The organism is Bacteroides sp. AF29-11, from assembly GCF_003602895.1.
In the GTDB taxonomy this organism is placed as follows: domain Bacteria; phylum Bacteroidota; class Bacteroidia; order Bacteroidales; family Bacteroidaceae; genus Bacteroides; species Bacteroides uniformis.
In genome coordinates this window covers 76,200-91,903 of sequence record NZ_QTLY01000004.1, presented here as the reverse complement: position 1 = coordinate 91,903, position 15,704 = coordinate 76,200, and the positions used below count along the sequence as shown (strand labels likewise).

9 protein-coding genes and 1 pseudogene are annotated in these 15,704 nt (G+C 42.0%); 2 read left to right on the top strand and 8 right to left on the bottom strand.

Features of this window, described 5'->3' with window-relative positions; translation table 11 throughout:
• Positions 1-18: 18 nt before the first annotated feature.
• The 7 genes from DWZ03_RS08065 to DWZ03_RS08035 all read right to left on the bottom strand — a co-directional run bounded on the left by DWZ03_RS08065 (position 19) and on the right by DWZ03_RS08035 (position 11,718).
• Positions 19-3,228 carry a SusC/RagA family TonB-linked outer membrane protein gene (locus tag DWZ03_RS08065; RefSeq protein ID WP_009037504.1) on the bottom strand — a complete coding sequence of 1,070 codons (3,210 nt, stop codon included), beginning with the start codon at positions 3,226-3,228 and terminating at the stop codon, positions 19-21.
• A gap of 63 nt (positions 3,229-3,291) precedes the next feature.
• Positions 3,292-4,473 (bottom strand): glycoside hydrolase family 172 protein, encoded by a 1,182-nt coding sequence (locus DWZ03_RS08060; RefSeq protein WP_057259240.1) that lies wholly within the window; start codon positions 4,471-4,473, stop codon positions 3,292-3,294.
• Between the two features lie 28 nt (positions 4,474-4,501).
• Positions 4,502-6,142, bottom strand: coding sequence for a ribulokinase (locus DWZ03_RS08055; RefSeq protein ID WP_120028860.1), 1,641 nt, complete (start codon positions 6,140-6,142; stop codon positions 4,502-4,504).
• 11 nt (positions 6,143-6,153) lie between these two features.
• On the bottom strand, positions 6,154-7,584 hold the full coding sequence (fucP, locus tag DWZ03_RS08050; RefSeq protein WP_005824680.1) for an L-fucose:H+ symporter permease: 1,431 nt from the start codon (positions 7,582-7,584) through the stop codon (positions 6,154-6,156).
• Positions 7,585-7,609: 25 nt separating this feature from the next.
• Complete coding sequence (locus DWZ03_RS08045; RefSeq protein WP_008662244.1) at positions 7,610-8,833, bottom strand: DUF6786 family protein; 1,224 nt, start codon at positions 8,831-8,833, stop codon at positions 7,610-7,612.
• A gap of 14 nt (positions 8,834-8,847) precedes the next feature.
• A complete protein-coding gene (locus tag DWZ03_RS08040) occupies positions 8,848-10,635 on the bottom strand; it encodes an L-fucose isomerase (protein ID WP_005824683.1) in 1,788 nt (595 codons plus the stop codon).
• A gap of 78 nt (positions 10,636-10,713) precedes the next feature.
• On the bottom strand, positions 10,714-11,718 hold the full coding sequence (locus DWZ03_RS08035) for a LacI family DNA-binding transcriptional regulator (protein WP_005824684.1): 1,005 nt from the start codon (positions 11,716-11,718) through the stop codon (positions 10,714-10,716).
• 230 nt (positions 11,719-11,948) lie between these two features.
• Here DWZ03_RS08035 and DWZ03_RS08030 point away from each other — a divergent pair, with 230 nt between their 5' ends.
• The gene (locus tag DWZ03_RS08030) at positions 11,949-13,013 is read left to right on the top strand and encodes a hypothetical protein (RefSeq protein ID WP_005824685.1); all 1,065 of its coding nucleotides are present in this window, start codon (positions 11,949-11,951) and stop codon (positions 13,011-13,013) included.
• A gap of 261 nt (positions 13,014-13,274) precedes the next feature.
• Positions 13,275-14,381: pseudogene (locus DWZ03_RS08025) on the top strand (IS4 family transposase); the annotation flags it as partial.
• Positions 14,382-14,472: 91 nt separating this feature from the next.
• Here the strand turns inward: DWZ03_RS08025 and DWZ03_RS08020 are convergent.
• Positions 14,473-15,351 carry a DMT family transporter gene (locus tag DWZ03_RS08020; protein WP_009037511.1) on the bottom strand — a complete coding sequence of 293 codons (879 nt, stop codon included), beginning with the start codon at positions 15,349-15,351 and terminating at the stop codon, positions 14,473-14,475.
• Positions 15,352-15,704: the final 353 nt, after the last annotated feature.

Below are 15,704 nucleotides of genomic sequence, written 5' to 3'. Positions count from 1 at the left end.
ATAATTTATTAATTAAGTTTAAAAAGAAACATTGATACCGAAATTGAAAGTAAATGGTGTCAGATAATGATAAGAAGGTCTTTCTGGATCGAAACTTGTATATTTGTCATCTCCCCAAAACTTCTTCAAAGTAAATACATTATATGCAGCAGCATACAAACGCAGATTACTCATATGCATTTTTTTGATAAGCTTAGTCGGAAATGTATAACCCAATTCAATATTTCTCAACTTAATGTATGAACCATCTTCTATGAACCAAGAAGAGAATCTTTGTTCTTGATTGGCAGTATTATTCGAGATAGCCGGAATATCAGAATTCGGATTGTCAGGTGACCAACCGCCCAACATACGAGTTGCATGATTTTTCCATGCAGGATTGGTGAAAAGCCAAATATCACTCTCTTTCTTCCAGTCGCTATTTACATCATTACCGAACATACCCTCAAAAAATAAGTTCAAGTCAAAGCCCTTATAAGCGAAATCAAAATTAAGACCTCCAAAGAAATCCGGGTCATAGCAACCTATCCAAGTTCTATCATATGTTTCATTGATTACACCATCACCATCTAAGTCCTTGTAGCGAATACGTCCAACTGCTTTACCTGGCTGGTCTGCATGAGCATCAACTTCCTCTTGAGTTTTGAAAATACCATCAGCTACCAAACCATAAGCAGAATTTGGAGAACGTCCTAAAATCAAATCGTGTACACCATCACCAGCATACTTATTGATTACATTGGAAGGAAGGTCAGTCAATTCAGTTTTGTATGTACCAATATTGGCACTAACAGCCCACTGGAATTCACTGGAGGGGTCACTCTTGAAAGATACTGTAAATTCTACACCTTGGTTATTCATACTAGCACCATTAACCCAAGGTTCACCACCTTCACCCATTGCTGCGATATATGGAGTCTGGACCAAGATATCATTTGTTTTCTTATAGTAATAGTCAAAAGAACCAGTCAAACGTTGATTGAAAAATCCAAAGTCAACGCCGAAGTCTGTTTGTTTGGTTGTTTCCCATTTCAAATCAGGGTTACCAATCCAAGTTCTTCTATAGCCAGACTGCAAAGCGCCGGTTGCTTGTCCCTTAATAGGATATGCAGTATCAAAATAATTAGTAGTAAATGGAGTAGTTGTGTAACCACGAGGTAATCCTTGTACACTACCATTCGTACCCCAACTGAAACGAATTTTCAGATCAGACAACCAGTCCGCATCTTCCATAAAAGCTTCATCCTTAATTCTCCAACCAGCAGAAAATGCAGGAAATACACCATAACGATTATTGACACCAAACAAAGAAGAACCATCACGACGTACAGTTGCAGACAACAAATATTTACCAGCATATGAATAATTGGCCTTAGCAAAAAGAGAGAAATAAGTATATTCATCAGCAGAACTACTTACATCAATTTCATCACCGGTAGCAACACTAAGACCGGCAAAATCACGATCTTCCAAATAAAGTCCTTCTCTACTTGCATAAAAACCTTCTTGTACATAACGGGTAAACTCACTACCAAATACAGCATCAATATGGTGTTTTCCAAAACTTTTATTATAGGACAAAGTATTAGTCCATACATAATTTAACGGATGGGACTGGTTATTTCTTACATAATTTTTATCATTGCCTCTAAAACCAGTCTCTACATAAGCCCCATCTACTGTTCTACTATAAGAGTTACCATAATTTATACCAAACTGAGTTCTAGCAGATATACCATTCCAAATATTCAGGTCTGCAAAAACATTACCAATAATTTTCACATAATTATTGATATTATCTTTACCCATAGTCATTTTACGTACCGGATTATCAAAATCATCAAGTCCTGCAGGTCCTGCCCAGTTACCATTTACATCATAAACAGGAACCATAGGTGGCATAATCATAGCCAAAAAGGTTTCCCATTGACTTTTATACTGCAAATAAGAAATAGCTAAATTTTCTCCTACTTTCAAACGATCTTTAATCAAACTATATTCCGTGTTAGCACGTACAGAATATTGTTTGAAAAAAGAATGAATTTGTGTACCTTGGTTGTTAGTATACCCTAATGAAAACAAACTTTTAGCTTTATCCGAACCATTAGAAATAGTCAACTGATGATTTGTAGAAACTGCTGTACGGAAAATCTCATCCATCCAATTTGTATCAGTTGCTTTTACCAATTGATTATTATCCAAATATTCTTTCATTTTCATATTATCCAATACCAGCATTCCATTATCACCTCTATGATACTCATACTCAAAGCCATTGGGTAATAATAGGCCTGAACCATAAGCCCACTCATCATAAGCAGCAGCGCGGAAGGCAGCAGTACCCCATTCTGTGGCGTTCATCATTTCCGGTCTATTTATTATAGAACTTACAGAAACACTACCATTATAGTCAATGGTAGTCTTACCAGCTTTACCTTTTTTAGTTTGGACTAAAATCACACCACCAGAAGCACGTGCACCATAAATTGAGGCAGAAGCAGCATCTTTCAATACCTGAATAGATTCAATATCTCCTGAATTTATGTCACGTAGATTCAGACCTTCAGCTGGCATACCATCCAATACAATTAATGGAGTAACAGCTCCAGACAAAGAAGAAAGACCACGAATTTGAATGCCTATATCTTCTGCAGGATTACCGCCATTGTTGCTAATTTTCACACCGGCCATCTTACCCTGCATAGCTTTCATAACGTTAGCGGAAGTCTTCTTGATGTCTTTTGAATCCGCCAATGCAACCGATCCGGTTAAGTCAGCTTTTTTCTGAGTCATATAACCAGTGTATACAACGACTTCAGACAACATCGTAGCATCACTTTTCATAATAACATCCAAAGATTTCAAGCCTTTAACAGAATATTCTTCTGTTTTTTGACCAATATAAGAAAAGACTAACACAGCATTATCAGAAGGTATTCTTATCGAATATTTTCCCTCCACATCAGTAGTTGTACCTATAGTAGTTCCTTTAACGACAACATTTACCCCAATAAGAGGTTCATTAGTCCCTTCTTCCAGAACTGTTCCTTGTATTACTCTCGCTTGTTGAATCTCATTAGAAGTATCTACGCCATGCTCAGATACTTGAATAGATCCATTTGTCCCCGATGCAGCGGTTGCAAGGGGCAAATTATCCCCTGCATACACTGCAAATGATAGCATTGATGCCAATGCTATGAAACCATTCCTTTTAAAAGAAATCCTCATAATACTTTGATTTAATAGTTAATAAAAAAACAACGTAATTTTAAATATCGGGTATACCCAATTTTACCATCTTGGAATTTCCAAATCGTCCTTGCTCGGCAAAGCCGGGAATTTGGCATGCGGCTCGGCCTGGTACCAGAAAGTGGTCGACGAGATATCCGACTTCTGGTTGTTGTAGCGTCCGTCATGACGCCATCCCAAATCCTGTATCGTGACCTTCAGGTCCTTGTCGAAGCGTACCGGGTCAAGGATATGCCAGCGGTACAGCCCGAAAGCGGTCACCGCACGGTACAGCCCGTCGGGACGGATTACCTGGTGCATGCCGGCATAGGGGGTGGTGAACTCCTGGTACTGGCGCGTCTTCTGGTTCTCGAAATTGTACGAGCCGCAGAAGTAGTCCTCAGTCCCGGTCCCGCAGATAGTCGGGTATTCCTTGTCACCGTCCATGTAGAACTTGATTTCCCCTTCACCCCACCAGCAGTTGTCGTTTACACGCCATGCCAGGTAGGTACCCACGTACTGTCCCTTGCCCTTCACACCGTCAATCAGCGTGTGCAGCGACCCCTGGGTCGGGTTGGAGCGGCGGAACTGCGCGTGGAAGTAGGCCTCGTCCTCAGGAACTTCTGTCAAGGTGTAGTTGATTTGGTAGTACAGGCGCATCTCCTCGGCGGTGTTGATGTTCTCCAGCGTGATACGGGCTTTCTTGCGGAAAGGCATCTTCCAGTAGCAGTTGAAGGCGCTGCCCGGATTCACGCAAACGGCCAGTGAGGAGAGCTGTGCATATTCATTGTATGCGCTGCAGAAGAAGTCACCCACCGGACATTCGACGGAAGGCTCCTTCTCATCGTCCCAGTACATTCTCAGGATGGAGAAGCGCCAGTTCCCGGTCGGTGTCATCCAGATCTGCTGGATGGCTCCCGGACCCTCGATTTCCGCAATCGTGATTGTCTCTCCCGGTTTCACGATGATGAAGGGGTTTACCTTCCAACCCTTGCCCAGGTCCTTGGCCGCATGGTGGGCGTTGGCCACATTCCGCTGGTCCTTGTCCCTGACCGGATCGGCCATGCCGCCCTTGCCCTTCTCGCCTGTAAAGTTCTCAGGGCTGATGGAACGTGTCTTGGCATCGGACAGTCTTGACAGGTTACCCATGTTCATGTCCAGACCGTTGAACGGATAGTTGCTTTGGGCGTAAACACCCACGGTGACCATGCATAAGGCCGCCAAAATTAATGATTTGATTCTCATGTTTTAAATAGATTAATGGTTTGTATACTTAGTTAATGGTTTCAGCAAGTTTTGCCAGTTCAAGATATTTCTTGTATAGTTTTTCGTAGATGAGGGCTCTTTTCTCATCCGGCCGGTATTCAGCCTCGATGTCCGACTCCATGTGCCTTGTCGCCTCGTTGATATCCTTGTACACCCCTGCGGCAACTGCCGCGAACATTGCCGCTCCCAAGGCACAGGTCTGTTCCGAGCGTACCACACGGATGGGCATGTCCAGCACGTCCGCCAGCGTCTGCATCACGAAGGGCGCCTTCTTGCTGATACCTCCGATGGCATTGACCGAATCAATGCGCAGCCCCTGGCCCTTCATATGCTCCACAATACGGCGGGAACCGAAGGCGGTGGCTTCCACCAGCGCACGGAATATTTCCGGGGCGCTGGTACCCAGCGTGAGTCCCGCAACGGCACCCTTCACGTTCTGGTCCGCATCGGGGGTACGGCGGCCGTTCATCCAGTCCAGGGCGACAACACCGTCCTCGGAGGGTTCCATGTCCTGGGCCTCACGGGTGAGTTCCACCAGCATGCCGTCCAGAACTTTCTGCCTGGCCTCCCCTCCGGGGATATCTTTCAGTGTCCATGCCAGCATCTTCCTGAACCAGGCGTAGATGTCTCCGAAAGCCGACTGTCCGGCTTCGAAACCGATGAATCCCGGAAGCACCGAACCGTCCACCTGGCCGCAGATTCCCTTGATACAGCGTCCGCCTACCTCGTCTTTGCCGGCAACCATGATGTCGCAGGTGGATGTTCCCATGATACGTGTCAGTATCCCCGGGGCGACGGATGCGCCTACGGCTCCCATATGGGCGTCCAGCGCCCCCACGGCCACGGCGATTCCTTGGGGAAGTCCAAGCCTGTCTGCCCACTCGGGTGTCAGTTCCCCTGCCTTGGTGTCGCTGGTGTGGGTTTCTGTGAACAGATGGGGGAGCATTTCCTTCAAGGCCGGATTAAGTTCTTCGAGAACTTCGCCGGAAGGAAGACCCCAACTGGCATGCCACATTGCTTTATGTCCAGCAGCACAACGGCTACGAAAGATCTGTTCCGGAATAGTGTTACCAGTTACTAATCCGGTCATCCAATCACAATGTTCTACCCAAGCATAAGCAGCATCCTTTATAGCGACGTTTGTGTTGATAATATGTAAAACCTTTGACCATACCCATTCTGATGAATAAGTACCACCTTCATAAAGTAAATAATCAAGGTTACGTTTATTGATCAGTGCATTGATTTGCTCAGCTTCTCGAACAGCTGTATGATCTTTCCAAAGAATAAACATAGCATCCGGTTCTTCTGCAAACTCGGGACATAAAGCTAATGGCATTCCTGCCTTATCGGTTAAAGCAGGAGTACTACCAGTTGTGTCAAAACATAATCCACAAATAGAAGCAATCTCTTCTTCCTTCAAATCTGATAAGGCTATATGTACAGCCTCTATCATGGATTCAATATAATCCAATGGATGTTGGCGATAACGATTGTTGTGTGCATCGCAGTAAAGCCCCGCTTTCCAACGGGGGTAAAAACTTACCCCCGTAGCCATTTCACGGCCAGTATATGTATCCACTACCAGTGCACGACAAGAATCCGTACCAAAATCAAGACCAATAACGTATTTCTTGTTTGATTCCATACTCTAAAGCATTATTTGGTTGTTAACTCTTGTTTTCTTGCAATGAAAAGCCCATAATAGGCAATCACTGCAAAAGCAACGGCCGGTACAACATATGCAGCCATAATACTACCCGTCTGGTCGGAGACAATACCCTGAATTTGGGTCAGAACGGCAGCACCGGCAATAGCCATTACCATGAATGAACCTCCAATCTTAGTGTCATCCCCCAAACCTGTAAGACCAAAACCATAAATGGTCGGGAACATCAATGACATACAACCAGAAATGCCCATCAGGCAATAGACGCCGAAACTGCCCTTGCCGAACATGGCACCCAAACAACACATTACAGCAAGAAGCGCAAGTCCTATCAAGAGTTTATAAGCTTTCACATATTTCATCATGGCAGTACATACGAATCTCATTACTACAAAGAGAATAAGTGACATGATATAGTAAGTAGCTGCAGCCTGTTCTGCTGTACGTGGCAGCAAATCATTCAATCCAAGCCATTCACAACAATTATAGAATGCGGCAGCTACCGGTTCCACTCCCCGTAATGCATTTACAACAGCATCTGCAGAAGCAGAATCTCCTAAAGAAGCCAATACACCGTCAAAATTCAGCTGTACCATAGCATAACGGATCACGAATGACCATACGGCTATCTGTGCACCAATATTGAAAAATTGTGCTATTACACCCCATACATAATTCTTATTCTTTATAAGACGACGAAGAGTGGCACCAAACTCTATTTTTTCACCTTTTTCACTAAGATTAGGCATTTTGGTAAGCCGAATAGCAAGTAAGAGCACCAACATCACCAGACCAAGTACCACATAAGCAGTAGTAACAGCATTCAATTCCTGCCCCTGGATGGCGGCCAGCTCCTCAGCCGGAAGTTGGGCACGCTCTGTCGCTGTCATTCCATTCAGTTGTGAGAGGATGAAAATCTGACTGATCACCACTCCCGTAATCGCTCCGAACGGATTGAAGGCCTGAGACAGATTCAAACGGCGTGTCGCGGTACTTTCAGGACCGATTGCCAATACATAAGAATTAGTAGACGTCTCCAGAACTGAAAGTCCGGCAAAGAGAACAAAGATTGCCAGCAGATACATAAAGAAGCTGAAATCAACATTCACTCCCGAGCTAAGCATGGCAGGATAGAACAGTAAAGCCCCAAATGCATATAGACCAAGCCCCAGCATCACGCCTGATTTATAAGTGTATTTCTTGATAAACAAGGCACCGGGAACAGCACAACATCCATATCCCAACAAATAGCACACTACCTGTATCCAAGCTGTTTTTGAATCACTCATACTCATGATGCGCTTGAAAGCTGCAAGCATAGTATCTGTCAGATTATTCGGCACAGCCCAGGCAAAGAAAAGAGTAGTGAGCAGAATGAATGGGAAGAGGATTCCTTTCGGTATTATTTTATTTGATTCCATACGAATTCTCCATTATATAGTTACCCTATTGAAACTTTGTTTTTATTACATTCAAATCTGCTCCAAATAAATCTTGCACGATAGGAACCAATTGTTCATCCTTACCTTGTATATGAATCACCTTTTGCGTATGGACCAATGAGGCACCGGGAGCCAGCTCCGCACCAGGAGAAGACGTTTCAATTTCATAGAAAGGTCCCATTATAGAACCGTCTTCTACCGGACCGTCATTATAAGAGTTGATTACATCGCCGGCAAACGGATCTTCCTGAGGTCCCCATTGGCCATTTACGTAGACTGAAGGAGTTTCGGGAAGACTACACCACAGGATTGTGAGTACGCCTTTCGATGAATCATAACTTCCGCAAATATCCGTTGCCCGTGAAGCCGGCAATCCCAGCTTGGAACGATAGAGCCCGTCAATCTTGAAATAGATAATACCATTTTCCTTTATCAGCCTATCCGCCGGTATCTTACCGAAATATTCATCATTCACAATTGTTCCTTCCGCATCTTGCTTATAAGGAATGAATACAGTAGTGGTCGGTGTAGGATTAAAACAGCCGAGCATCCACACAGATACAAGACCACCCTCTTTTGTCCATGCCTTGTCACCTGTATTGGTAATCTTATTCTCACTCTTGTAAGCTACAATTTTCATATCATTTGTAAGCTGGATATTAAAATCGGCAGCCACTTCACCAGCATCCATCAACGATACAGTACGGTCAATATTCATATCAAAAGTAGTACCGGAAGCATTTGTCAAACGAGTATCTTTCACAAAACGGATACTACTGTTGTCTTGCGACTTTATGTCAAAAGCTTCAGTATCAAGTACCGGAGGAACTATCCAATTATCATAAACCTGCTCTTGTCCTTCCTTAAAATAAAGTGAGAACGGACCACCTTCCGGACCAAGCCAGAAGCGTTCCTCACCTCCTACCGGATTAAATTGAGAACTGACTTTGCCTTCATTTATGAAACGATAATTAATCCAGCCGTAACTATCACCTTCATCGCCGGAAGCAGAAGTAGTCATTACACGGCCTTGCCATGCAGGAATAACCATCACTTTAGAATTCCCATCAGCAGATACCAATTCAGTATATTCAATGCCGTGGTCCTTTAAGAACTGGGCATCATAAGCATAACTTCCCATCTTGATTTCTTTTTGTCCGCCGCATGATACAAGTATTGCAGTTGCACCTACCAGCAGAGTGTTTTTCAGTTTGGTTGATTTCAACATAACGCCTGTTTCCTTTATTTATAGAGAGGTCCATAATTCTTGCAAGCTCTATAGTCACTGCCTTCCATATCCTCGCCAAAAGCGGTCCATGCACTGGGACGGAAAATATTTTCCTCAGAAACATTGTGCATGCATACCGGGATACGAAGCATGGAAGCCAGAGTAATCAAGTCAGCACCGATATGACCATAACTGATAGCGCCATGATTAGCCCCCCAGTTATTCATAACAGTATATACATCACGGAAATACCCCTTACCTGTCAGACGTGGAGCGAAGAAAGTGGAAGGCCATGTACGGTCAGTACGTTCATTGATAGCCTTGAAAACATCCTTATCCAAATTTACTGTCCAGCCTTCGGCAATCTGCAATACCGGACCTTGACCTTTTACGAGATTCAAACGGCACATTGTTACCGGCATTTCACCACGAGTCAGGAACTGGGAAGAATAACCACCGCCACGCATATATTCGCGACTGGCCGGATGCCACTTGGTTACAGAAAGACAAGCTTCTACTTCCTCTTCCGTAATTTCCCAGAAAGGCTTCATTACCGGTTTATTGTCACGTGTCTGACAGCCTGTTCCATCAAGCGTACAAGAGCCGGAGTTGATCAGGTGAATGAAACCGTTTGCCGCCTTACCTTCCAATTTCTTACCCGTTACCCGTTCTATGGCATTCGGACTCCAATAAGTACGCACATCCGCAAATATCTGTGCAGTATTGGTCAATAGATGATTGAAGAGCATTGAAGTACAATTCAACGTATCATTTTCCGTAGCGAAAGTAAATGCTTCACGGATACCGTTCCAATCGAAAGAAGTATTCAGTATAGCTTCTGAAAAATCACCGTCAGGCTTATAATCCGTCCACTGGCGCTGTCCCTGGAAACCCGCAGCAATCGCATTGTGTCCCATTGACTCTTCCTTGAACCCCATTTCAGCCAATTTGGGATTGCCAATCATCATATCACGGAAAATAAGAGTCATTTTTACCACGTATTCCCAACGGGCATCTTTCTCTTCACGGGAATATACCAGATGTTCCGGATTAAAGTCTGTCCCTTCATTACTCTTGCAATACTTTTCTGTCCATGCCATGGCACGTGCGAACTCTTCATGGTCATAAATGCCCAACTGGACACGACGTTCTATCTCACTGGCATCCACATACTCATTACGCATGCCCAAATACTCTTGGAAGAAATCAGGATTGGGAATAGAGCCTGCAATGCCCATGGATACACTGCCGATTGAAAGATAGGATTTCCCCTTCATTGTAGCCACAGCTATACCTGCACGGGCAAAACGCAACAATTTTTCCTGTACATCTTCCGGTATCTCCATATTGGTCACCTCCTGTACATCACGTCCGTAAATGCCAAAAGTAGGCAATCCCTTCTGTGTATGGCTTGCCAATGCTGAAGCCAGGTAAACCGCACCCGGACGTTCTGTACCATTAAAGCCCCAGATGGCTTTTGGCATTTCTCCGTCCATATCAATAGTTTCGAATCCATAACACCAGCAAGGAGTTACAGAAAGTACAACACCGACTCCACTATTACGGAATTTTTCAGCTGCCATGGCAGCTTCAGCCACTCCACCAATAGTTGTATCTGCAATGACGCACTCTACGGAAGTGCCGTCACTATGACGTAAGACAGAAGAATAAAGCTCGGCCACTTTATGGGCCATGGCCATAGTCATATCCTCCAATGACTCACGGATACCTCCACGACGACCGTCAATAATAGGTCTGATACCAATTTTCGGCTTTCCACCGATTAATCTTGAATTTCTCATGGTTCAACTGATTTTATTGAGATTAATATAAAAATTAACTAAATCGATTAAGCTATCATGTAAAAAAAAACAGCTCTCCTAAGGAGCCATTTCAATAAATTCTCCCTCGGCAAGCACAGACTGCACTGTATTACCGTTAATAATGATATCTATCAGTATTTCAAGTGCTTTCTGTACCAAAACATCTATAGGCTGCTGAATATAGGATATAGGGGCATCAAAAAAGTCAAATACCGGATTACCGTCAAAACCCACTAAACCTATTTTACCAATAATTCCCTCTCCCATGTCCTTTATTGTATATAAACAAGCCAATGAAATCATGTTGGTGGCAAAAAGAAAAGCGTCTACACCGCCATCAATCATTTTAGGCAACAAACGGTCTGCGGACTTTCTGGGAGCATCCTGCCTCAAAAAGACCACGTTAGCCAAGTTTCTCTTACCGGCTTCATCCATAGCCTTTTTATAACCACGGATACGCTCTTTCATATGGATAAGGTTGACATCATAAGCCACCATACAAGGAGCGTTATAGCCTGCATTCAAAAGATGTTTGGTTGATATATAGGAAGCATTGAAGTTATTCAACGCCACATAGCTGACATTGATTTCCGGAAAATAGCGGTCGAACAAAACAATAGGGATATTATTGTTCACAAGTGAAGCGATGGATTTCTCAGAATTGTCACAAGGAACAATGATGAGTCCATCTACCCCTTTATTAATAAGGTTACTAACAACACGAGTCATCTTATCCTTATCCTCATCTGAACTTCCAAAAAGTACGGTATATCCCCGTTTGGTTGCCTCATCTTCCAATACACGCGCTAATTGAGAAAAAAATGGGTTGGAAATATCAGAAACCACTAATCCTATTGTTTTTGTTTTGCCACTACGAAGACTTTTGGCCGCAAGATTAGGCTGGTAGTTCATTTCATTGGCAATTTTCAATATGCGTTGGGCAGTTTCTTCTCCCACGCGATACTCTTTCTTTTTCCCATTCAAAACGAACGAAACCAATGCTGTTGAAACGCCTGCAGCTTCAGCAATATCCTTCAGCGATATTTTTTTTAGTGACGACATATATTTGTGTAACGTTTTTGCTATATAATAGTATTATACTTTTAGGTTACCTCTTGAATCAGTAGCACTTATCGTATTCTCACGATGCAAATATAAACATAAAAATTAAATCTGCAAATTATTTTGCTAATTCGTTATAACATTTTTATATTTGCAGTACCAAATCATGCTAAAAACGATATGAACTACCATAAACGACACATAAAAATTAATTTTAAACTTTTAAAATCATGAAAACCAAGATTCTATTTACACTTTTATTCTTTGCATGCAGAATACACTACCTTTATGGACAGACTAACCTACAAATAGCTCCGGAAACTTTAGCAACTCCGGAAAAAAATGGAATATGGTTACAACCTGCTCAAAATACAAAAGCACAACCCATTTGGGGATTTGCAAATGGTATCCGAATAGGAATTGCTCCATTAGGAGGTCCACGTGGGCTAATTCGTATCTATACACCTTATTTAGAACATGATGAATTTGTTGTTACCAATTTCATTGCTTTTGAACCAATTGATAAAGCAAAAAATAATAGGGGGCTCTCAGAATTGGAATGGAGTCAACTTGATAATGTTCGTGGAAAACGTTTTTGGAGTGGGAATACTCCTGAAGCTCCCTCATTCCCAAATCAATATTATCCAGCTCACGGAGTAATAGCAAAGGAAAATGGAGTTGAAACACTTACTGTGTATTTCTTTTGTGAAACTTTTGATAATGGTGCGGATATCTATGTCCGGACTAAATTCACAGAAGGAAAGCCTTATGAGTTTGAATTAACTACGTATACCACGGAAGAGTCAGATGAGCTAAATCGTTTTATACTCACAGCTACTATGGGAAACAAAGCAAGACTTAGGACATTACATCTCGCAGATGGTAAAACGAAAGAAGCCGGCCAATTATGGCCGAGCTATAAAGATTCTAATTTCACAGAACATAACCATACTCCAGTGGCAGAAATGATAAAAGATAAAAATGGAGGTGTATGGTTTATAGCGTCACCTGATGAGAAAGACCCTACAAAAGCTGTATATGCTGAAGATACACATACACATTGGAAATATACTGGTAAAAAAGCAACGCAATATTGGTATTGTTCCAATCCAAGTAATGAGTTAGAAGGAGTTGTGAATGGTCGTTATACTTATTGGGCAAGTAAATCTCCGATACCTGGTGGTATCGCTTATGAGAACTTTGAACTGACTGAACCATTTCAGTCTGGTCAAAGCTATATTTTTGGTATCACACCTCTTTCACCGGAAGAATTAATAAACCACATTATGAAATAAGAACGGACTACTTTTTGGGTAGAACTTCTTTTCCTCCTTATTTATCCCCTCTTTTGTTCTTAATTTATAGAACAGAAAAGGATAAAAGGTGGATAAAAATAAGAAAAGGATAAATTACAAAACTTACTAAATAGCCTATTACTCTAATGAGAGCAGCAGAAAATAGATACTCTATTTCTACTGTTCTCATTTTTTATATATATACAACTTTTCATAGTATAAAATCTCAAAACAATCTTTTAAAGTCAACTTAAGAGATACTTCTTAACTATTGTTGGGGTCTTCCTTCCGGCGAAGTTCTCAAAGCATTTCACTTGCTGGAACCAGTTGCTATCTTTGATGTTTGGCCAACTCTCGAATCGTGAGAGTCTGAGAGATTTGATTGTCGCTCTTGATGCTCATCATTCTAAATGTTATCATCTGGGGATGGGCAGAAATGTTTCAAGATCATCCTTGGCTAGAGCCAACGGGGACAGGGACTATCACATCTTTGAGGCGTATGCTTACTACTTGGTAAACGAAGCAAGACAAAAGCGTGTTACCGACATCTTCAAACTCGGTGGAAACGTTTACGCCTTTGATTCAACAACCATTGATTTATGCCTCTCCGTATTCTGGTGGGCTAAATTCCGTAAGAAGAAGGGTGGTATCAAAGTGCATACATTATATGATGTGGAAACGCAGATACCTGCATCCTTTCACATTATCGAAGCTTCCGTGCATGATTCAAAGGCGATGAATGAAATTCCCTATGAATCTGGCTCCTATTATATCTTTGACCGTGCTTACAACAACTTCAAGATGTTGTATCGGATTCATCAGATAGGTGCTTACTTCGTTGTCAGAGCCAAGAAAAATCTTCAATACATGCCTATCAAGTGGAAGCACAGGTTACCTAAAAACGTATTTTCAGATATGACTATTGGATTGACGGGCTTTTATCCCAAACAATACTATCCCGAACCTCTTCGCTTGGTTAGATATTGGGATGAAGAACAAAAACGTGAGTTTGTTTTTTTAACGAATGCAACACACATTTCTGCCCTTCAAGTTGCTGAACTTTACAAAAAACGATGACAAGTGGAACTGTTTTTCAAATGGCTGAAGCAGCACCTCAAAATCAAAAAGTTTTGAGGTACTACCGAGAATGCCGTTCGGATACAAATCTACGCTGCTATATGCACCTACTGCCTGGTCGCAATTGTTCAACACGACATGCAACTGGATAGGAGCACGTACGAAATTCTTCAAATATTGAGCATCTAGTTGACAGATAAAACGCCTCTTCGAGACCTCTTTGACAAAACTAAATTGCAAAATAACAAAGAACGATTTGGACCAAATGGACCAAGTTTATTTGATTTTTAATAACGTCCCAATTTTAATGGGACACTAATGTTCAATTGCCATTTATAAAAAATCTGCGATTTACAAGAATTTCAAAGGACTATTCTATTCATCACCTTTTTCCCGCCCAATAAACTCCCCCCAATATCAGCACCGCCCCCATCAGAGCAACCATCGTCAGCCGTTCTCCCAACAGAAAAGCAGAACCTATCAGCGTGAAGAGAGGATTCAGATAAATATAGTTGGAAGCTCTTATTGTTCCTAATTGTTTCAATATTACATTCCAGACTACAAAGCAAATCAAGGAAGCCAATACACCCAGGAAAAGTAAATTGAACAGAATAGCCGGCTCGAGAAGACGAGCAATGTCGAACTGCCAGGGATGAACCAGAAATGCAGGAAGAATAGTCAATACTCCATAAAAAAATATCTTACGGGTAATGAAAGTTATACCATAACGGTTGGACATTTTCCTCATTATCAAGCTATAGAATGCCCAGGAAAAAGCAGCAAGCAAAGTAAGAAAATCACCTAAAGGAGAAATTTTCAATACAAAGCTACCGTTGTAAACCACCAATGCCACACCAACCAACGCCAGTAAAGAACCGCCTATCAATCCACGGGTGGCCTTCTCCTTTTTATAAATCCACAAAGAAAGAATGGTGGTGAGCAACGGAGCCGTACAGACAATAAACGACACATTCGTCGCCAATGTAATCTCCAAAGCTGTATTTTCTGTAAAAAAGTAGAATGAACCGCCTGTCATGCCTCCTAAAAACATCCAAAATTCATCTTTCCAATTGTCGGCAAACAGTTTTCGGGGAGAAATAAGCCAAATGCCCATATAAGCTATCAGGAAACGAAGCAAGAATATTTCCTGCGGAGAAAGACCGTGCCCAATCAATACTTTCGTTGAAATAAAGGTCAGCCCCCAAATACCTACCGTAAGGACGGCAACAAGATGATAAGTATAATTTTTCATTGCGTTCATACACTTCCGACAAGTCGCACAAATATACGTACTTTCTTTTTTCAATACAATGAAACCAACCATAAATAATGTTCAAGGAGGATTTACTAAAACTCGAAGGAAGATTTACTAAATCTTTCCTCCCGTTTTAGTAAATCTTCCTTCGAGTTTTAGTAAATCTTTAAACCCCTTATTAGAAGCCTATTGAACGAACTCTCATTTATCGGCAGAATAATAAACAACAATCTGCCGAATACACAGACAAAAAACACAAAGGATGAAATCTTCCCAGACTTCATCCTTCGCTATATCCTAAAAATCTTTTAGTAAATATCCTATTGAATTAATTTAGCTATTATTTGTATTACAAACAA